Annotated in this window: 16 protein-coding genes; 11 read left to right on the forward strand and 5 right to left on the reverse strand. The window is 70.6% G+C overall.

Annotated features, from left to right (window positions below; all coding sequences use genetic code 11):
• From ACTWQJ_RS07475 to ACTWQJ_RS07485, 3 genes are all read right to left on the reverse strand, one after another.
• Positions 1–793 (reverse strand): ABC transporter permease (locus tag ACTWQJ_RS07475; protein ID WP_443305829.1); only part of this gene is annotated, 793 nt, incomplete at its 3' end.
• Between the two features lie 133 nt (positions 794–926).
• Entirely contained in the window at positions 927–2417 is a 1491-nt protein-coding gene (locus ACTWQJ_RS07480) for an ABC transporter substrate-binding protein (protein ID WP_443305830.1), read from the reverse strand.
• A 123-nt stretch (positions 2418–2540) separates the two neighbouring features.
• Positions 2541–3719 (reverse strand): PucR family transcriptional regulator, encoded by a 1179-nt coding sequence (locus ACTWQJ_RS07485; protein WP_443305831.1) that lies wholly within the window; start codon positions 3717–3719, stop codon positions 2541–2543.
• Between the two features lie 164 nt (positions 3720–3883).
• Here ACTWQJ_RS07485 and ACTWQJ_RS07490 point away from each other — a divergent pair, with 164 nt between their 5' ends.
• The 3 genes from ACTWQJ_RS07490 (at position 3884) to ACTWQJ_RS07500 (ending at position 7417) form a co-directional block, all read left to right on the forward strand.
• Positions 3884–4810 (forward strand): proline dehydrogenase family protein, encoded by a 927-nt coding sequence (locus ACTWQJ_RS07490; protein ID WP_443305832.1) that lies wholly within the window; start codon positions 3884–3886, stop codon positions 4808–4810.
• A gap of 38 nt (positions 4811–4848) precedes the next feature.
• Positions 4849–6480: an L-glutamate gamma-semialdehyde dehydrogenase gene (gene pruA / locus ACTWQJ_RS07495; protein WP_443305833.1), complete on the forward strand. Its 1632-nt coding sequence runs from the start codon at positions 4849–4851 to the stop codon at positions 6478–6480.
• An 82-nt stretch (positions 6481–6562) separates the two neighbouring features.
• Complete coding sequence (locus ACTWQJ_RS07500) at positions 6563–7417, forward strand: alpha/beta hydrolase (protein ID WP_443305834.1); 855 nt, start codon at positions 6563–6565, stop codon at positions 7415–7417.
• On the opposite strand, the gene ACTWQJ_RS07505 is transcribed toward ACTWQJ_RS07500, so the two are convergent.
• Entirely contained in the window at positions 7412–7948 is a 537-nt protein-coding gene (locus ACTWQJ_RS07505; protein ID WP_443305835.1) for a GNAT family N-acetyltransferase, read from the reverse strand. The genes ACTWQJ_RS07500 and ACTWQJ_RS07505 overlap by 6 nt on opposite strands.
• Before the next feature lie 330 nt (positions 7949–8278).
• On the opposite strand from ACTWQJ_RS07505, the gene ACTWQJ_RS07510 reads away from it, so the two are divergent.
• Complete coding sequence (locus ACTWQJ_RS07510; protein ID WP_443305836.1) at positions 8279–8410, forward strand: hypothetical protein; 132 nt, start codon at positions 8279–8281, stop codon at positions 8408–8410.
• 53 nt (positions 8411–8463) lie between these two features.
• Here the strand turns inward: ACTWQJ_RS07510 and ACTWQJ_RS07515 are convergent, their stop codons facing one another.
• Positions 8464–10011: a purple acid phosphatase family protein gene (locus ACTWQJ_RS07515; protein WP_443305837.1), complete on the reverse strand. Its 1548-nt coding sequence runs from the start codon at positions 10009–10011 to the stop codon at positions 8464–8466.
• A gap of 142 nt (positions 10012–10153) precedes the next feature.
• Here ACTWQJ_RS07515 and ACTWQJ_RS07520 point away from each other — a divergent pair, with 142 nt between their 5' ends.
• The 7 genes from ACTWQJ_RS07520 to ACTWQJ_RS07550 all read left to right on the forward strand — a co-directional run bounded on the left by ACTWQJ_RS07520 (position 10154) and on the right by ACTWQJ_RS07550 (position 18320).
• Positions 10154–11197, forward strand: a complete 1044-nt coding sequence (locus tag ACTWQJ_RS07520; RefSeq protein ID WP_443305838.1) for a 3-isopropylmalate dehydrogenase — start codon at positions 10154–10156, stop codon at positions 11195–11197.
• Positions 11198–11513: 316 nt separating this feature from the next.
• The gene (locus ACTWQJ_RS07525) at positions 11514–12602 is read left to right on the forward strand and encodes a branched-chain amino acid aminotransferase (protein ID WP_443305839.1); all 1089 of its coding nucleotides are present in this window, start codon (positions 11514–11516) and stop codon (positions 12600–12602) included.
• A 274-nt stretch (positions 12603–12876) separates the two neighbouring features.
• Positions 12877–13557, forward strand: coding sequence for an urease subunit gamma (gene ureA / locus ACTWQJ_RS07530; RefSeq protein ID WP_443305840.1), 681 nt, complete (start codon positions 12877–12879; stop codon positions 13555–13557).
• A complete protein-coding gene (locus tag ACTWQJ_RS07535; RefSeq protein WP_443305841.1) occupies positions 13554–15224 on the forward strand; it encodes an urease subunit alpha in 1671 nt (556 codons plus the stop codon). Before ureA ends, ACTWQJ_RS07535 begins: the two co-directional genes overlap by 4 nt.
• Positions 15225–15267: 43 nt before the next feature.
• The gene (locus tag ACTWQJ_RS07540; RefSeq protein ID WP_443305842.1) at positions 15268–16308 is read left to right on the forward strand and encodes an agmatine deiminase family protein; all 1041 of its coding nucleotides are present in this window, start codon (positions 15268–15270) and stop codon (positions 16306–16308) included.
• A gap of 10 nt (positions 16309–16318) precedes the next feature.
• Entirely contained in the window at positions 16319–16921 is a 603-nt protein-coding gene (locus ACTWQJ_RS07545; RefSeq protein WP_443305843.1) for a TetR/AcrR family transcriptional regulator, read from the forward strand.
• Positions 16922–17045: 124 nt separating this feature from the next.
• On the forward strand, positions 17046–18320 hold the full coding sequence (locus ACTWQJ_RS07550) for a TolB family protein (RefSeq protein WP_443305844.1): 1275 nt from the start codon (positions 17046–17048) through the stop codon (positions 18318–18320).
• Positions 18321–18473 lie beyond the last annotated feature (153 nt).

Raw genomic sequence — 18473 nt, forward strand, 5'->3', positions numbered from 1 at the left:
CCGTCTCCACCGGGACCGCGCCGCCGGTCAGCCCGACGGCCGCCATCCCGAACTGCGGTACCAGCGGCGGCAGTACGCGCCGCAGCGCCGCCGCCGAGATCCGCGCACGGCTGACCCCCGCACCCCGCCACAGCTCCACCCACCGCTCGTCGAGCACGGCGGGCAGCGCGTCGGCCACCAGCCGGCCGAGCAGGCCGCCCGCCGGGACGCCGAGCGCGATCGCGGGCAGGACCATGTTCTCCGGCCCCTGCCAGCCGGACGTCGGCAGCCACCCCAGCCACACCCCGCACACCAGCAGCGCGACGGTGGCCAGCAGGAACTCGGGCACGGCGGCCAGCATCGCGGCGAACCCGCCGGCCGACCCCCGGCCGCGTACCAGCACCGGCGCCACCAGCGCGGCGGCCAGCAGCACGGCCACCGCGAGCGCCACGCCCATCAGGGCCAGCGACACCTGGAGCCCGGCCGTGACCGACGGCAGGACGTCCGTGCCCGACACCCAGGAGGTGCCGAGGTCACCGCGCAGCAGGCCGCCGGCCCACTTCCCCAGCAGGGAAAGGGGACCGGCGTCCAGACCGAGGTCCCGCCGTACGGCGTTCAGGGCCTCCTCGGTCGGCTCCTGCTCGGCGGAGCGGGCACGCAGGACCGTCAGCGCGGGGTCCTTGCCGGAGAGCCAGGGCAGCAGGCCGACGGCGGCGACGACGGCGACGAGGGAGAGGGCGCGCGTCAGCCCTGCCGCGCTGACCGTCCACTCGATCGGGTGATCGTCGTTCAGAGTGTTGCGAGAGCCAGACATGCGCTGGATCCTTGACGTTGATATGACCGGGCTGGTTCCAACCCGGCTGGTGTTGATCGCGTAAGACTCGATCCCTCGTTGAGCGGCCGAGCGGCGTGAGCCAGGAATCCCGAGGTTTCGGCCGAGGGAGGGTTCAATTGACGTACGTGTCCGCCGTGACGAGTTCACGCTCGCGGGGGTCGTGGGCCGCGTCCACGATCCCGGCGGCGTCGCCCTGGATCACGCGCTCGTGCAGCATCGGGATGGCCGCGTCGGTGCCGAGCACGGCGGTCTCGGCCTCCATGATCGCCTTGCGGCGGGCGTCGCCGACGGCGGTCTCGCCCGCCTTCTTCAGCGTCTTGTCCACGGAGGAGACGGCGAGTTGGGAGATGTTGAAGGAGCCGTCGGAGGCGAAGTCGCTGTAGAGGTACGCGGTCGGGTCGCCGGAGTCGAGGACCGTCGCCCGGGACAGGATGAACGCGTCGAACTCGCCCGCGAGCGCGTCGGACTCGATGTTGGCGTATTCGCGGACGTCCAGCTTCACCTTGAACCCGGCCTTCTGGAGCTGCTGTTGCAGCGCCGCCGCGACCTCGGGCAGCTCGGCGCGGTCGGTGAAGGTGCCGATGGTGATGGTCTCGCCGTCCGCCTTCCCGGCCTTGGCCCGCTCGACTTCGGACCGCAGGTCGGCCGCCCACGGCAGCGCCGGGCCGAGCAGCCCCTCGGCGACGTCGGCGCGCCCCTCGTACACGCCCTTCACGATCGACTCGGCGTCGATCGCCTCGCGGGCGGCGGCACGCAGTGAGGCGTCCTTGAACGCGCCCTTCTCGGTGTTGAGATACAGGGTGTTGGTGCGCGGCATCGGGACCTCGGTGATGAGGTCCTGGTCGAGGAGCGCGGCCTGCGACACGGGGACCGCCTCGACGATGTCGGCCTCGCCGCTGCGCAGGGCGGCGGCGCGGGCGGTGCCGTCCGGTACGAACTTCACGTCGATGCCGGGGGCCTTGGCCTTGCCGCCCCAGTAGTCGTCGTAGCGGTCGAGGGTGGCGGAGGAGGTGCCGTTGACCTTGGTCAGTTCGAACGGGCCGGTGCCGGCGTCGATCGGGTCGACGGTCTTCCCCCTGTAGGCCTTCGCCGCGAGGATCGACAGCTGGGGGGAGCTGAGCCGCTGCGGGACGAGGGGGTCTGCGGCGGCCGTGGTGACGGTGACCTTGTTCTCCCCGTCGGCCTTCGCGGTCAGCTCGACGCCGTCGAGGATGCGCGGCTTGGGGGAGGCGGTGGCCGCCTCGGTGAGGGAGTTGACGACGGCCCGGGCGGTGAGTTCGGTGCCGTCGTGGAAGGTGACGCCGTCGCGGATGGTGAAGGTCCAGGTCCGGCCGGACTGCTTCCACTCGGTGGCCAGGGCGGGCAGCGCGTCGCCGTCCGCGTCCAGCTCGACCAGCGTCTCGGCGGTGGACCAACGCGACAGCTTGAACGCGTCGTCGGAGAGCGGCGAGAGGCCCGAGCGCGGCGGCTGCATATGGGCGACGCGGATGCGCTTGCCCTCGGCGGTGCCCGAGCCGGAACCGGTGGACGCGAAGCAGCCGGTGAGCAGGGTGGAGGCCGCGGTGACCGCAGTGAAGGACAGGAAGCGGGCGGGGAGGCGCACGGGAACACTCCGGGTAAGCACAAGGGCAAAGGTTGAGCGTTCGACGACCGTAGCATGATGACAATCGTTTTCAAATCCTGTTTCGATCATGGCGCAGGCGTCGGAACCGTGTGCCTCTGCGGGTCAGAGCCGCGCGCCCTTGAGCGCCATGTGCAGCAGCAGCCGATCCTCGCCGTCGTCCAGGTCCAGGCCGGTCAACTGCTCGACCCGGGACAGGCGGTAGTACAGCGTCTGACGGTGGACGCCCAGCTCGGCGGCCGTGCGGCCGGCCTGGCCCGCGCAGTCGAGGAAGACCTCGGCGGTGCGGGCCAGTTCGCGGTGGGCCGGGGCGAGCAGCGGGGCCACCGCCGGGTCGTGGGCCGCGTCCGGGGGGAGCGTGGTCAGCACGCGGTACGGGCCGATGCCGGACCACTCGGCCACCGGGCCCAGGCGAGGCTCGGCCAGCGCGGCGCGGGCCGCGGCCGAGGCCTGCTGCCAGGCGGTACCCAGCTCGGCGAGTCCGGTGAGCGGCTCACTGACGCCGGCCCGCGCCCCCTCCCGCAGCAGCCGGGACGCCGCCGTCAGCGCCGGCGACCGGACGTCCGTCGAGCGCAGCCGTACCAGCACCGCCAGGCTCTGCCCCGTCGTACCCCACGGCACCGTGCACAGGGCCGTCGTGTGCGGCACCGCACGGGCCGACGGCGCGTCGTCCGGGTCGGCCGACGGCCAGGGAGCGACGCACACCAGGACGTGGAGGCCCTCACCGCGCGGACCCAGAGCCGTCCGCAACGCCGCCACCGCCATGTCGCGCTGCCAGCCGCGCTCCGCCGTGAGGGCCGTACGGAACTCCCGGGTCAGATCCGCCCCGGCCTGCGCCTCGTCCGCGAGCAGCGCCCCGATCCGGCCGGTCACCTCCATGGCGGCGGTCAGCTGTGCGTCGGTGGGCCCCGGCTCGCTGTCGAGCAGCCAGACGTAGCCCAGCACCACACCGCGATGGCGTACCGGCAGACAGATCCGCCCCCGGTACACCCCGGCCTCCGGGGTGGGCGGGATACGGACCGGTCCCGTGGCCCGGGTGATGCCGAAGCCCTCGAACCAGGTCCGGACGGCCGCCGTGGAGCGCCGGGTCAGGATCGAGCGGGCGCGCACCGGGTCCAGGGCCGACGGGTCGAGGTCGCCCTCGCTGTCGTAGGCGCCGAAGGCGATCAGCTCGAAGTCGCGGTTCTCCAGCGTCGCGGGGGCGCCCAGGAGCTCGGAGATCTCGTCGACCAGCTCCTGGTAGTCACCCTCGTAACCCGACGTCACCCGGGCATTCTGCCGCATTTCCCGGCAGCCTTCATACATCTGTCTGAGATCTGTGGCACGGATGCGTGACAGCTGTCGATGGCCGACGATCGGAGGGATCCTTAGGTTTCACGGTGGTTCTCCGTGCCGTACTCGAATGGTCGGGTATCGGCCTTGTGTTGGTTGTTTCCTGGAGGTGCCCCGTGCTGGGTCCCGTGATTCTCGCCGCGTCGCGCAGCGACCGGATGCGACGCCTGATCTCGGCGGCCCCGGTGACGAAACAGGTCGTCGACCGCTTCATCCCCGGCGAGAGGGTGGACGACATCGTCCCGATCGTTCAGGACCTCAGCGCCAAGGGCCTCGAGCTGACCATGGACGTCGTCGGCGAGGACATCACCACCCGCGAACAGGCCGCCGCCGCACGCGACGCCTACCTGGAGCTGGTCGACCAGCTCAAGCCGCTGGAGCTCGGCGAGAAGGTCGAGATGTCGGTGAAGCTGTCGATGTTCGGCCAGGCGCTGGACGGCGGGCACGAGCTCGCGCTCGCCAACGTCCGCCCGGTCGTCGAGGCCGCCGCGGAGATCGGCACCACGGTCACCCTGGACGCGGAGGACCACACCACCCTCGACTCGATGTTCGCCATCCACGAGGAGCTGCGCCGGGACTTCCCGCAGACCGGCTGCGTCATCCAGGCCTACCTCTTCCGCACCGAGGCCGACGCCCGCCGCCTCGCCGCGAACGGCAGCCGCGTCCGCCTTGTCAAGGGCGCCTACAAGGAGCCCGCCGAGGTCGCCTACCAGCAGAAGCACGAGATCGACAAGGCGTACGTCCGTATCCTGCGGACGCTGATGGAAGGGGAGGGGTACCCGATGATCGGGTCCCACGACCCGCGCCTCATCTCCATCGCCCAGGAGCTCGCCCGGCGCGCCGGGCGCAAGCTCGACGAGTACGAGTTCCAGATGCTGTACGGCATCCGCAGCGAGGAGCACCTGCGGCTGGCCGCCGAGGGACACCGCATGCGGGTCTACACGGCCTACGGCACCGACTGGTACGGCTACTTCATGCGCCGCTTGGCCGAGAAGCCGGCGAACCTGCGCTTCTTCGCCCGCTCGCTGGTCACCAAGGGCTGACACCCGCACACACCGCTCAGTAAGGAGTTACGGAACCCATGGACGCTGTAACCCAGGTCCCCATCCCCGTCAACGAGCCGGTGCACGGCTACGCCCCCGGTTCCCCGGAACGCGCTCGCTTGGAGGAGAAGCTCAAGAACCTTGCCGACAACCCCGTTGATCTGCCCTGCACCATCGGCGGTGAGAAGCGGATGGGCGGCGGTGAGGCCTTCCAGGTCGTCCAGCCGCACAACCACAAGGCCGTCCTCGGCACGTACCGCAACGCCACCCAGCAGGACGCGCAGGCCGCCATCGACGCGGCCCTCGCCGCCGCGCCGGCCTGGCGTGCGATGTCCTTCGACGACCGCGCCGCGATCATCCTGCGCGCCGCCGAGCTGCTGGCCGGCCCGTGGCGCGAGACGCTGGCCGCCTCCACCATGCTGGGCCAGTCCAAGACCGCCCAGCAGGCCGAGATCGACACCCCCTGCGAGCTGATCGACTTCTGGCGCTTCAATGTCGCCTACGCCCGCCAGATCCTGGCCGAGCAGCCCCCGGCCAACTCGCCGGGCGTGTGGAACCGGCTCGACCACCGCCCGCTGGAGGGCTTCGTCTACGCGATCACACCGTTCAACTTCTCGGCGATCGCGGGCAACCTGCCGACGGCCCCGGCTCTCATGGGCAACGTCGTCGTCTGGAAGCCGTCCCCGACCCAGACCCACGCCGCCGTGCTGCTGATGCAGCTGCTGGAGGAGGCCGGTCTGCCCAAGGGCGTGATCAACCTGCTCACCGGTGACGGCATCGAGGTCTCCAAGGTCGCCCTGGAGCACCGCGACCTCGCCGGCATCCACTTCACCGGCTCGACCAAGACCTTCCAGTACCTGTGGAAGACGGTCGGCAACAACATCGAGAAGTACCGCTCCTACCCGCGCATCGTCGGCGAGACCGGCGGCAAGGACTTCCTGGTCGCCCACCCGTCGGCCGACCGCGCCGTGCTCAAGACGGCGCTGACCCGGGGTGCCTTCGAGTACCAGGGCCAGAAGTGCTCGGCCACCTCCCGGGCGTACATCCCGGCGTCGATCTGGAACTCCGGCTTCAAGGAGGAGTTCGCCGCCGAGGTCGACTACCTCACCATGGGTGATGTCACCGACCTCTCCAACTTCATGGGCGCCGTCATCGACGAGCGCGCCTTCGCCAAGAACAAGAACGCGATCGACCGCGCCAAGTCGGACCCGGCCTGCACGATCGTCGCGGGCGGCTCCTACGACGACTCGGTCGGCTACTTCGTCCGCCCGACGGTCATCGAGTGCACCGACCCGGAGAACGAGGTCTTCACCACCGAGTACTTCGGCCCGATCCTCGCCGTGCACGTCTACGAGGACGGCAAGTACGAGGAGATGCTGACCCAGATGGAGTCGGTGTCCGACTACGCGCTGACCGGTTCGGTCATCGCGGGCGACCGCGCGGCGGCGGCGTACACGATGGACAAGCTCCGCTACGCGGCCGGCAACTTCTACATCAACGACAAGTCGACCGGCGCCGTCGTCGGCCAGCAGCCCTTCGGCGGCGGCCGCGCGTCCGGCACCAACGACAAGGCCGGCGCACCGCAGAACCTGATGCGCTGGACCCTGACCCGCGCCATCAAGGAGACGCTGGTCCCGCCGACCGACTACACCTACCCGCACATGGGCTGACACCCACGCGGCACCGTGAACTCCGCCCCCGCTCCGGAACCCCCCTCCGGAACGGGGGCGGTTTCCATGCAGACTGGCGTCCATGACGTGGACGCGGACGGTCACCACCGACGACGGCGTACGACTGTGGGCGAGCCGCTCGGGCACGGGCGCCCCGCTGATGCTGTGCCACGGCGGACCCGGCCTGTGGGACATGTTCGAGGACGTGGCGGAGCTGCTGGCGGACCTGGCCACGCTGCACCGCTGGGACCAGCGCGGCTGCGGGCGCTCGCAGCGGTGCGCGGGCCCGTGGACGACCGACCGCTTCGTGGCGGATCTGGACGCCGTACGACGCCACTTCGGCCTGAGGCGCATGGCCCTGCTCGGCCACTCCTGGGGCGCACAACTGGCGCTCAGCTATGCCCTCGCCCACCCGGAGCGGGTCAGCGCGCTGGTGTACGTCGCCGGCACGGGTATCGGCCCGGACGCCGACTGGCACCCGGAGTACAAGGCCACCTTCCTCGCCCGGCTCGGCGAGCACCCCGAACGCCTCGTGCGCTGGCGGGAGTTGACGGGCCGTCCGCAGCCGACCGAGGCGGAGGACCGGGAACGGGCGGTGCTGCAGTGGTCCGCCGAGTTCGTGGACCGCGAGCGGGCCCTGGAACACGCCGGGCGCATGGCCGACCCCTGGTTCGGTGTCAACGCCGAGTGCAACAAGGCCCTCAACGCCGAACGCAGACGCACGTGGGGCACCGCGGACCTGTACGCCGCCTGCCGGGGACTCGACCTGCCCGTCCTCATCCTCGACGGCGCCCACGACCTCCGCCCGCGCTCGGCCGTGGACTCACTGGAGCGGGCCCTGCCGCGGGTGCGCCGCGTCGTACTGCCGGAAGCCGGGCACCTGCCGTGGGTGGAGGACCCGCAGGGGTTCCGGGGAGCGGTGGCGGAGGCGCTATGAGCGGCCCGCCTGACGGCGGTACACCACGCAGCGCCGGAGCGGGCCCTCGGGGACGTCCGGGTCGTCGAAGTCGTCGGCCGGGTCGTGCGTCATGCCGAGGCGGCGCATCACGGCCCGGGAGGGAAGGTTGGTGGCCGTGGTGACGGCGAGGATCTCCGGCAGGGCGAGCTCCTCGAACCCGAAGGCCAGCACCGCTCGGGCCGCCTCCGTGGCGTAGCCGTGGCCCCAGGCCGGGCGGGCCAGCCGCCAGCCGGCCTCCACGCCGGTGAAGGGCTGGCCGTCCTCCACGGGGTCCAGGCCGGTGAAACCGATGAACTCCCCGGTGTCCAGGACCTCGACCGCCCAGAAGCCCCAGCCCCGGCGCTCCAGGTCGGCCTGGAAACGGGCCACGGCCGCGTCGGTCTGCTCCTTGGTGAGGACGCCGGGGAAGTACCGACGGACCTCGGGGTCGGCATTCATCGCGGCCCAAGGGGCCAGGTCGGACCCGCGCCAGTCGCGGAGCAGCAGGCGGTCCGTGCGTAGTTCGGGCATCGCGCCAAAGTAATGGGCCCGAGGCAGGTGAGGTACCGAATTTCGCGGTGATACCGGGACCACGGCCCCGGCGGCACGCAGAGGGAAAGCCCAGCTCACAGCCGTGTGACGTACTCCACCGTCTCAGATAGTAGGAAGCCCAAGTAATTGTGGAGACAGATGCTCCGTCCTCGCTTAGCTTTGTAGGAGCCGAACGTCTCGCTCGATCCAGCGAATGGCGGTCGTGAGCCGGGCCCCGTGCAGGCAATCCCTGCGGCACCGCTCCCCGCCCCACCCGGCGTCTCGTAGACCCCTGCCGCACTCCAGGATTCTCGAAGGAGTCGATTCCCCATGGCCGAGACGACCGTCCGCCGCCGAGTCCGCCGCGCCTCCCGTACGAGCGAGTCCGACCGCAAGAACGCCGCCGCAGCCCTCCAGCGCGCCCTCGACCGCCGTGACAACGGCGGCGAGACCGGCCACTGAAGAGCCGGCCCCACAGACCGGGAGCCGCACCCGCCGGGGTGCGGCGCGGACCCCTACCCTCCGCGCCGCACCTCGAAATAGTCGATGCGCTCACCGCTCGACGCGAGCGCCGACACCTTCAGCCTCGGGGCCGTACCCGCCTCCGCCTCCACGGAGAGGAACGAGAAGCCCCGGTACCGCACCCGCGACCACTCCACCGTCTCCGCCTTCGCGAGCCGCGACCTGGTCCACTGGAAGGTGGTCACGGAGTCCTCGTCGGCGACCTGGCCCTCGTAACTCTCCTTCACGCCCGCCGGAAAGCCGTACAGGTCCTTGCCGCCGCCGCCCGCCGTGACGTACACGATCCCGTCCCGCCCCGGATCCGTCGACGCGCCGATCGGCACCGGCTTGCCCACCCGGCCGTCCCTGACCGCGTCGGTCCGCTCGTAGACGTGGTTGTGCCCGTTGATCACCAGATCCACCTCGTGCCTGGTGAACAGCGGCACCCACTCCGCGCGCACCCCTCCGTCGGAGGCGTGCGAGGACGTGGAGTACGCGCAGTGGTGGAAGAAGACGACCACGAAGTCCACGGCCTTGCGCAGTTCGCCGAGCTTCCTGTCCAGCCACTCGGTCTGCCGACCGTCCGTGTGGCCCAGGTTGGCGGGGATCTCGTACGAGACATCGTTCGCGTCCAGCGCCACGACACCGACGTTGCCGTAGGTGAACGCGTACACGCCCGGGGCCCTGCGCGGGTCGAAGCCGTTGTCCGGCAGGGAGAAACGGGCGAGTTGGCCGCCGTAGCCGTCAGGGGAGTACCAGGCCTCCATGTCGTGGTTGCCGGTCGTCACCATCCACGGCACCGACTTCGCCACCGGCTCGGTCTGCCTCATGAACAGGTCCCAGTGTGTGGGGTCGTACGCATCCGAGTCCCTGCCCCGGCCGGTGGGGTTGGCGTAGCAGATGTCGCCGGCGTGGAGGTGGAAGGCGGGCTTCTGGCGCAGCAGCAGCTTGTCGTTGAGGGCCGCGGCCTCGCCGACACCCTGGTCGCCGAAGGCGGTGAAGACGAAAGACCGCGGGTTCGCCGGTGCCGTGCGGAACGAGCCGATGGTGGAACGGTGTTCGGGCGAGGCCGGGTCGAAGCCGTCGTGGCCGACGCCGTAGTAGTACGTCGTGCCGGGGAGGAGGGCGTCCAGGGCGGCATGCACGTAGTACTGCTCGACCGCCGCGCGCACGCCCTGCACCTGAGGCGTGTGCAGGTCGCGTACCTCGGCCTCGATCCTGCGGCCCAGGTCGTCGGGGCGGACACCGATCCGGACGTACGGCTTCCGCACCGCGGCGGGTACCTGCCAGGAGATCCGCATCTGGGTCTTCGGGTCGGCGCCGAACGCGAGATGGCGGCCGAAGGGGGCGACGGCGGCACCCGGTGCGCGAGAGGCGGTCGGGCTCGGTGTCGTCCGCGTCGACCCCGACCCCGAACAGCCGGTCAGCAGTCCGCCCGCCACCGCGCCCGCCGTCACCAGGGTGCGGCGCCGGACCAGCCTGGTGTGCAGGTACTCGTACTGCTCCGCCATGCCCATCCGGCGGGCGAGCTGCGGCGGAATGCCGACATCAGGGGTCTCCATGCGGGTGAACTTCCCAGCACACCCCAACACCCGTCATACGTACGGGTGAACGGACGGCGACACGATGATGCTGTCGCCCGTCGGGGTGTCCGTATCGCGGACGCCCCGTGTCATTCCATGGGACGAGGAGTACGGTACCCGTATGTCTCGCAGCATCAATCTCGCAGTGATCCCCGGTGACGGCATCGGCCAGGAGGTCGTGGCCGAAGGCCTGAAGGTCCTCTCCGCCGTCCTCCCGCAGGATGTGAAGCTGGAGACCAAGGAGTACGACTTCGGCGCCCAGCGCTACCACGCCACCGGTGAGACCCTCACCGACGCCGACCTCGACGACCTCAAGAAGCACGACGCCATCCTGCTGGGCGCGATCGGCGACCCGAGCGTCCCCTCCGGCGTCCTGGAGCGCGGCTTCCTGCTCAAGCTCCGCTTCGCCTTCGACCACCACGTCAACCTGCGTCCGTCGAAGCTGCTCCCCGGCGTCGCCACCCCGCTCGCCGGCCAGCCGGAGATCGACTTCGTCGTGGTCCGTGAGGGCACCGAGGGTCCGTACACCGGCAACGGCGGCACCATCCGCAAGGGCACCCCTCACGAGGTCGCCACCGAGGTGTCCGTCAACACGGCCTACGGCGTCGAGCGTGTCGTCCGTGACGCCTTCGCCCGCGCCCAGGCCCGCCCCCGCAAGAAGCTCACGCTGGTCCACAAGAACAACGTGCTCACCTTCGCGGGCCACCTGTGGACGAACATCTTCAACAAGGTGGCCGAGGAGTACCCCGAGGTCACCACCGAGTACATCCACGTCGACGCGGCCACCATCTACCTGGTCACCCAGCCCGAGCGCTTCGACGTCATCGTCACCGACAACCTCTTCGGCGACATCATCACCGACCTCGCCGCGGCCGTCTCCGGCGGCATCGGCGTCGCCGCGAGCGGGAACATCAACCCGTCCGGCGAGTTCCCCTCGATGTTCGAGCCCGTGCACGGCTCGGCGCCCGACATCGCCGGCCAGGGCAAGGCCGACCCCACCGCCACGGTCCTGTCCGTCGCCCTGCTGCTGCGCCATCTCGGCCATGAGTCCGAGGCGACCCGGATCGAGGACGCGGTCTCCGCCGACCTCGCGGACCGCGTCGGCAAGCCGGCCCGCAGCACCTCCGAGATCGGCGACGCGCTCGCCGTACGAGTAGCCGGCTGACCCGCGCCACTCGAAATCTCGCAGATCTAGCAGATCACGCAGATCTTTCGAAGGCCGCCGGGTCGCAATCCGCACCCGGCGGCTTTTCTCTGTCCCTGCCGGGTGCGACCATCAACCCTGGGCCGCATTTCACGCCGTTGTTCTCCCCCAGCTCTCGGCTTCGCTCGAGCAGGGTGGACCCCCATCGGCAACCCGCGCGCGATAATCGAACGCGGAGCCGCGGAATGAGGGAATGCTCGGACGTCCTAGCACTGGCCACTGGCAGTACGGGGCGTGAGCGCGGCCCGTCACTACAACCGGTGAAGGACAACCACTCATGACGACGCCCACGATCGAGCTCAAGCCCTCCGCCAACCCGCTCTCCGATGCGGAGCGCGAGGCGATCCTCGCCAGCCCCGGCTTCGGCCGCCACTTCACCGACCACATGGTCACCATCAAGTGGACCGAGGGCCGCGGCTGGCACGACGGACAGCTCGTCCCGTACGCGCCGATCTCCCTCGACCCCGCCACCACCGTCCTGCACTACGCGCAGGAGATCTTCGAGGGCCTCAAGGCCTACCGCCGGCCCGCCGGCTCGGTCGCCACCTTCCGCCCGGACCAGAACGCCCTGCGCTTCCAGCGCTCCGCCCGCCGGCTCGCGATGCCCGAGCTGCCGGTCGAGACGTTCATCGAGGCCTGTGACGTGCTGGTCCGGCAGGACAAGGCATGGGTCCCGGCGCACGGCGGCGAGGAGTCCCTCTACCTGCGCCCGTTCATGATCGCCACCGAGGTCGGCCTCGGCGTGAAGCCCGCCAACGAGTACCTCTTCCTGGTCATCGCCTCCCCGGCCGGCGCCTACTTCCCCGGCGGCGTCAAGCCGGTCTCCATCTGGGTCTCCGAGGACCGCGTCCGCGCCGTCCCCGGCGGCATGGGCGACGCCAAGACCGGCGGCAACTACGCCGCGTCCCTCCTCGCCCAGGCCGAGGCCGCCGCCAAGGGCTGCGACCAGGTCTGCTACCTCGACGCGGTCGAGCACAAGTGGGTCGAGGAACTCGGCGGCATGAACCTGTACTTCGTGTACGGCGACCGCATCGTCACGCCGTCTCTGACGGGCTCCATCCTGGAGGGCGTCACCCGCGACAGCCTGCTCACCGTCGCCCGTGACCTCGGCTACGAGGCCGAGGAGGGCCGCGTCTCCGTCGACCAGTGGCAGCGCGACACCGAGAACGGCACCCTCACCGAGGTCTTCGCCTGCGGCACGGCCGCCGTCATCACCCCGGTCGGCACGGTCAAGCGCGCGGGCGGCGAGTGGCAGCACTCCGGCGGTGAGCCCGGCGAGGCCACGCTGCGGCTCCGCCAGGCGCTCCTCGACATCCAGCGGGGCACTGCTGTGGATCAGCACGGGTGGATGCATTTGCTTGGCTGACGGTGTGTTCTGCTCCCCGGCGTTTGGTCCGCACCCGGCGTGGGTGTGGGCCTCGCTGGGGGCTGCCGCCCCCAGGCCCCCTTCGGCCTGAACGGCCTCGTCCTCAAACGCCGGACGGGCTGAGTTATGCCGGCCGGCGGCCATAGACACTCGTCAGATTGTTTGAGCGGCGTTCAATTTATGCGCCTCGATCCCTCGTAAATGTTCCTGTTTCTTGCATCTGTCGTTTAGGGTGATGCTCTAAATCTGGGGATGGCAAGGAGGTGCCCGCGTCATGAGACTGACCCCCACGGAGCGTGATCGGCTGCTGCTCTTCGGGGCCGCCGAGTTGGCCCGCGCTCGTCGTGCCCGGGGACTGCGGCTCAATGTGCCGGAGGCGACCGCGCTCATCGCGGACGCCGTGTGCGAGGCCGCCCGCGACGGGGCCCGGCTCGCCGAGGCCGTTGAGCGGGGCCGGTGCGTTCTCGGCCCTGACGATGTGCTGCCCGGCGTTGCGGACGTGGTCACCGAGGTGCACGTCGAGGCCGTCTTCGACGACGGCTCGCGGCTTGCGGTCGTCTCCGACCCCATCGGGGGCGGGCTGGGGGAGCAGGGCCCGGGGGCGCTGTTGCCGGGGCCCGAGCATGCCGAGCCCGAGGCGGTCGTCCGGCTGACGGTCACCAACACCGCCACCGTGCCGGTGTCCGTGACCTCGCACTTCCACTTCTTCGAGGCCAATCCGCGGCTCGCCTTCGACCGCGCGCAGGCCTACGGCATGCGGCTCGCCGTCCCCGCCGGGTCCTCCGTGCGCTTCGGGCCGGGGGAGAGCGTCGAGGTCGGGCTCGTGCCGATCGGGGGTGATCGCATCGCGATCGGCTTCGCCGGTCTGGTCGACGGGGCACTGGACGCGCCGGGGGCGAAGGAAGAGGCCCTGCGCAGGGCCGCCGCCTGTGGATATCTGGGAGCAGAGCGGTGAATCCGTACGAGTACGCCGGTACGCACGGCCCGCGCGCGGGCGACCGCATCCGTCTGGGCGACTCGGGGCTGGTGATCCGTGTCGAGTCCGACTCCCAGCAGTACGGCGACGAGTTCCTCGCCGGTTTCGGCAAGACCGCCCGTGACGGACTGCACCTCAAGGCCGCCGCCGTCCGCGAGACCTGTGACGTGGTCATCAGCAACGTCGTCGTCATCGACGCGGCGCAGGGCATACGCAAGGTCTCCATCGGCATCCGCGAGGGCCGGATCCATGCGATCGGGCGGGCAGGCAACCCCGACACCCTCGACGGGGTCGACGTCGTGGTCGGCACGGGCACCTCGATCGTGTCCGGTGAGGGGCTCATCGCCACCGCCGGGGCCGTCGATACCCATGTCCACCTGCTGTCGCCGCGCATCATGGAGGCCTCGCTGGCATCCGGCGTGACCACGATCATCGGGCAGGAGTTCGGGCCGGTGTGGGGGGTCGGGGTCAACTCGCCGTGGGCGCTCAGGCATGCGTTCAACGCCTTCGACGCCTGGCCGGTCAACATCGGGTTCCTGGGGCGGGGTTCGTCCTCGGGGGAGACTCCCTTGATCGAGGCGCTCGCCGAGGGTGGCGCGAGTGGCTTCAAGGTGCACGAGGACATGGGCGCCCATACGCGGGCGTTGGACACCGCGCTCCGGGTCGCCGAGGAGTACGACGTCCAAGTCGCCCTGCACAGTGACGGGTTGAACGAGTGCCTGTCGGTGGAGGACACCCTCCGCGTCCTTGAGGGCCGCACCATCCACGCCTTCCACATCGAGGGCTGCGGCGGCGGACACGTGCCGAATGTGTTGAAGATGGCGGGAGTTCCGAATGTCATCGGCTCCTCCACCAATCCCACCCTCCCCTTCGGCCGGGATGCGGTCGCCGAGCACTACGGCATGATCGTCTCCGTCCACGACCTGAAAACCGACCTGCCGGGCGACGCCGCCATGGCCCGCGACCGCATCCGCGCCGGGACGATGGGCGCCGAGGACGTGCTGCACGACCTGGGCGCGATCGGCATCACCTCGTCGGACGCGCAGGGCATGGGCCGGGCCGGCGAGACCGTCCGCCGTACATTCGCGATGGCCGGGAAGATGAAGGCCGAGCTCGGCGCCCCGGACGAGCACGACAACGAGCGCGTCCTGCGCTACCTGGCGAAGCTGACCATCAACCCGGCCATCGCACACGGCCTTTCCCACGAGGTCGGGTCGATCGAGGTCGGCAAGCTCGCCGACATCGTGCTGTGGCGGCCGGAGTACTTCGGGGCCAAGCCGCAGCTCGTGCTGAAGGCGGGCTTCCCGGCGTACGGCGTGGTCGGCGACCCCAACGCGGCGACCGACACCTGCGAACCGCTGCTCCTGGGGCCGCAGTTCGGGGCGTACGGTGCCACGCCCGCCGACATCTCGGTCGCCTTCGTCGCACAGGCGGCCGTGGACCAGGGGTGGGACTCCATGCCGACGCGCCGCCGCAGGGTCGCCGTCCGCGGCACTCGCGGCATCGGCCCCGCCGACCTGCGCCTCAACTCCCGTACCGGATCCGTCGACGTCGACCAGCGCACCGGCCTGGTCACCCTCGACGGCGAGCCGCTCCGCTCCGAGCCGGCGGACTCGGTCTCCCTCAACCGCCTCTACTTTTTGTGACACATCTGCGGAAAGTGTCACGCTTTCAGAAAAGGACACCCACATGCCTGCTGCCGCCGACGGCTTCCGCATGCCCGCTGAGTGGACCCCGCACGAGCGCACCTGGATGGCGTGGCCGGGCCCCAACCCCACCTTTGACGACCCGGACGACCTCGCCGCGGCACGGGTCGCCTGGGCGTCGGTCGCCCGCACGATCCGCCGCTTCGAGCCGGTGACGGTGGTGTGCGGCCCCGGACAGTCGGCGGAAGCGAAAAGCCTGTTGGGCGAGGGCATCGACACCGTCGAACGCCACCTCGACGACGCCTGGATGCGCGACATCGGCCCCACGTTCCTCACCGACGGCAACGGTGAACTCGCCGCAGTCGACTGGACGTTCAACGGCTGGGGAGCCCAGTCCTGGGCTCGCTGGGAGCACGACGCGAAGATCGCCGCGTACGTCTCGGACCTGGCGGGTTCCGCAAGGACGTACACCTCGAAGCTCGTCAACGAGGGCGGCGCCATCCACGTCGACGGCGAGGGCACGGTCCTGCTCACGGAGACCGTGCAGCTCGGCCCCGAGCGCAACCCCCACTGGACGCGCGAGGAGGTCGAGGCGGAGATCCACGCCCACCTCGGCACCCGCAAGGCGATCTGGCTGCCGCGCGGCCTCACCGGCGACTACCCCCCGTACGGCTTCGGCACCCTCGGCCATGTCGACATCGTCGCCGCCTTCGCCCGCCCCGGCGTCGTGGTCGCCCACCACCAGCCCGACCCGGCGCACCCCGACCACGAGGTGACCAAGGAGATCATCGGCCTGCTGAGGGCGCAGACCGACGCCCGCGGCCGCCGCCTGGAGGTCGTCGAGGTGCCCGCCCCGACCGTCCTGGAGGCCGACGGCCACTGGGCCGACTACTCCTACATCAACCACTACCTCTGCAACGGCGGCGTCGTTCTGTGCGCCTTCGACGACCCTCGCGACGAACTCGCCGCCGGGATCTTCCGACGCCTCTTTCCCGACCGGACGGTGACATTGGTGGACGCCCGTACGATCTTCGCGGGTGGTGGAGGCATCCACTGCATCACGCAACAGCAGCCGAAGATCTAGGAGCCGTCGGATGGCCGGTGCGCGGAAGAACGCCCCGCCCCGCGAGGACGTCCTCGCCGCCGCCATGGAGATGATCGCCGAGCGCGGTCTGGAGAAGCTCACCATGGCGGCGCTCGGCCGCGAGGTCGGCATGAGCAGCGGTCACCTGCTCTACTACTTCCGCTCCAAGGACGAGCTGCTGCTGCAGACCCTGGAGTGGAGCGAGGGCCGGCTCGGCGTCGAGCGCGGCCGGCTGCTCAGCCGCACGGCCACGGCCCGCGAACGCCTCGACGCCTACGTCGACCTGTACGTTCCCGACGGCCACCGCGACCCGCACTGGACCCTCTGGCTGGAGGTCTGGAACCGCTCGCAGAACGCCGACGACGGCGCCCGCGACCGGCAGTCCGCGATCGAGGGCGCCTGGCATCGCGACCTGGTGGCGCTGCTCGCGGAGGGGGTGTCGCGCGGCGAGTTCCGCCCGGTCGACCCGGACCGCTTCGCGGCCCGGCTGCGCGCGCTGCTGGACGGCTTCTCCATCCATGTGGCGATCGGGCTGCGGGGGACGGACCGCGAGCAAGTGCTCAGGCACGTACGGGAGTTCCTGGACGATGCACTCACGCGCCCGGACGCCTGAGGAAGCGCCCAGGTTGTACGCATTCCTGCGGATTGACCCCGTGCAGGGTGGTGCCTTTGCATCGTTGTGAGCCCTCGGCGCAGGGTCGGGGGAACAGCGCTGAACGGGGAACACGGGGGAACGCATGTCCAGATCCGTACGTCTGGTGTCCATCGCCGCACTGACCAGCGGGCTCATCACGTTGACCACGACCACGGCGTCGTCCGCTCCGGCGCCCGTCACCGAGAGAATCACCCTGTCCACGACGGGGGAGCAGGGCAACAGCCACTCCTACGGCCCGGACTTCAGCGCCGACGGCCGGTTCGCGGTCTTCACGTCGGACGCGTCCAACCTGGTGCCCGGTGACACCAACGGGCAGCCGGACGTCTTCGTGCGCGATCTGCGAGGGGGCGACATCGAGCGGGTCAGCGTCAGTTCGGACGGCGCCCAGGCCGACAGCGACTCGTCCGCGCAGGCCATCAGTGCCGACGGGCGGTACGTCCTCTTCCGCTCCGGGGCCAGGAACCTGGTCCACTGGGACAACCCGCCCGCGGACGCGGGGGCCGACGACGTCTACCTCCACGACCGGCGCACCGGCAGCACGGAACGGGTCAGTGTCGGCTTCGACGGCGGTTCCGCCTATGCGGCCGGCGCCTACCTGTCGGCGAACGCCCGCTACATCGCCTTCAACGCCAAGGCCGACCGGATGGAGAGCGGGGCCCGCGACCTCTTCGGCGCCGTGTACGTCTTCGATCGCCGCACCGGCACCACGGAGCGGCTCAGCAACCGGAACCGCCCGGACAACCCCGCGCTTCTGCAGGGCATGAGCGCCGACGGCCGCCATGTGGCGTACACGCAATTGGTGCCACGCAGCGGGCGCGGTGCCACCTGGGTGCACGACCGCCGCACCGGCACCGAGGAACAGGTCAACGTCAAGCCGGACGGCACCCCGGGAGAGCGGTACGGGATCCCCGCCTCGCTCTCCGCGGACGGTCGCACCATCGCTTTCGTGGGGGACGAGGACCTGACCCCGGGCGGCACCCCCGACGGCGCGCCCGACCTGTACGTCCGCGACCTGCGCACGGACATCACCCGGCGGGTCGACGCCGGTCCCGACGGCGAGAGCCTGCTCGACAGGCCCCTGCTCAGCCCGGACGGCCGGTACCTGGCCTACGAGGCCTCCCCGCGGTCGGCGGACGGAGGGCGCGGCCCGACCAACGTCTACCTCCGCGACCTGCGCACCGGAGCCACCCGACTGGTCAGCGAGTCCCTCACCGGAGGGCCCGTGACGGACACCTATGCGTGGCTCACCTCGGTGAGCGCGGGGGCGAAACGCATCGGATTCTCCAGCGCCTCGTCCCGGCTCGTCGCCGACGACACCAACGGCAGCAACGACGGCTTCGTACGCCGCATGCGCTGAGCCGCCCATGCCCCGCACGGAAGATCACGGGTTCGCATACTGAGACGGACGGTGAGCACGGGGGCGGTCTGTGCCAAACTGCCCCCGTGCTCTCGTTCGCCACGATTATTGGCAGCAGGCGCGCCGGTCCGCAGTGACCGCCACGTACGACCA

It is taken from the genome of Streptomyces sp. KR55, assembly GCF_052245645.1.
GTDB lineage: Bacteria > Actinomycetota > Actinomycetes > Streptomycetales > Streptomycetaceae > Streptomyces > Streptomyces flavusporus.

Bases quoted from the DNA above. Each gene is read 5' to 3' on its own strand.
- ACTWQJ_RS07485 (WP_443305831.1), bottom strand. From the start codon at position 3,719: ATGCGGCAGAATGCCCGGGTGACGTCGGGTTACGAGGGTGACTACCAG.
- pruA (WP_443305833.1), top strand. From the start codon at position 4,849: ATGGACGCTGTAACCCAGGTCCCCATCCCCGTCAACGAGCCGGTGCAC.
- ACTWQJ_RS07500 (WP_443305834.1), top strand. From the start codon at position 6,563: ATGACGTGGACGCGGACGGTCACCACCGACGACGGCGTACGACTGTGG.
- ACTWQJ_RS07505 (WP_443305835.1), bottom strand. From the start codon at position 7,948: ATGCCCGAACTACGCACGGACCGCCTGCTGCTCCGCGACTGGCGCGGG.
- ACTWQJ_RS07510 (WP_443305836.1), top strand. From the start codon at position 8,279: ATGGCCGAGACGACCGTCCGCCGCCGAGTCCGCCGCGCCTCCCGTACG.
- ACTWQJ_RS07515 (WP_443305837.1), bottom strand. From the start codon at position 10,011: ATGGAGACCCCTGATGTCGGCATTCCGCCGCAGCTCGCCCGCCGGATG.
- ACTWQJ_RS07520 (WP_443305838.1), top strand. From the start codon at position 10,154: ATGTCTCGCAGCATCAATCTCGCAGTGATCCCCGGTGACGGCATCGGC.
- ACTWQJ_RS07525 (WP_443305839.1), top strand. From the start codon at position 11,514: ATGACGACGCCCACGATCGAGCTCAAGCCCTCCGCCAACCCGCTCTCC.
- ureA (WP_443305840.1), top strand. From the start codon at position 12,877: ATGAGACTGACCCCCACGGAGCGTGATCGGCTGCTGCTCTTCGGGGCC.
- ACTWQJ_RS07540 (WP_443305842.1), top strand. From the start codon at position 15,268: ATGCCTGCTGCCGCCGACGGCTTCCGCATGCCCGCTGAGTGGACCCCG.
- ACTWQJ_RS07545 (WP_443305843.1), top strand. From the start codon at position 16,319: ATGGCCGGTGCGCGGAAGAACGCCCCGCCCCGCGAGGACGTCCTCGCC.
- ACTWQJ_RS07550 (WP_443305844.1), top strand. From the start codon at position 17,046: ATGTCCAGATCCGTACGTCTGGTGTCCATCGCCGCACTGACCAGCGGG.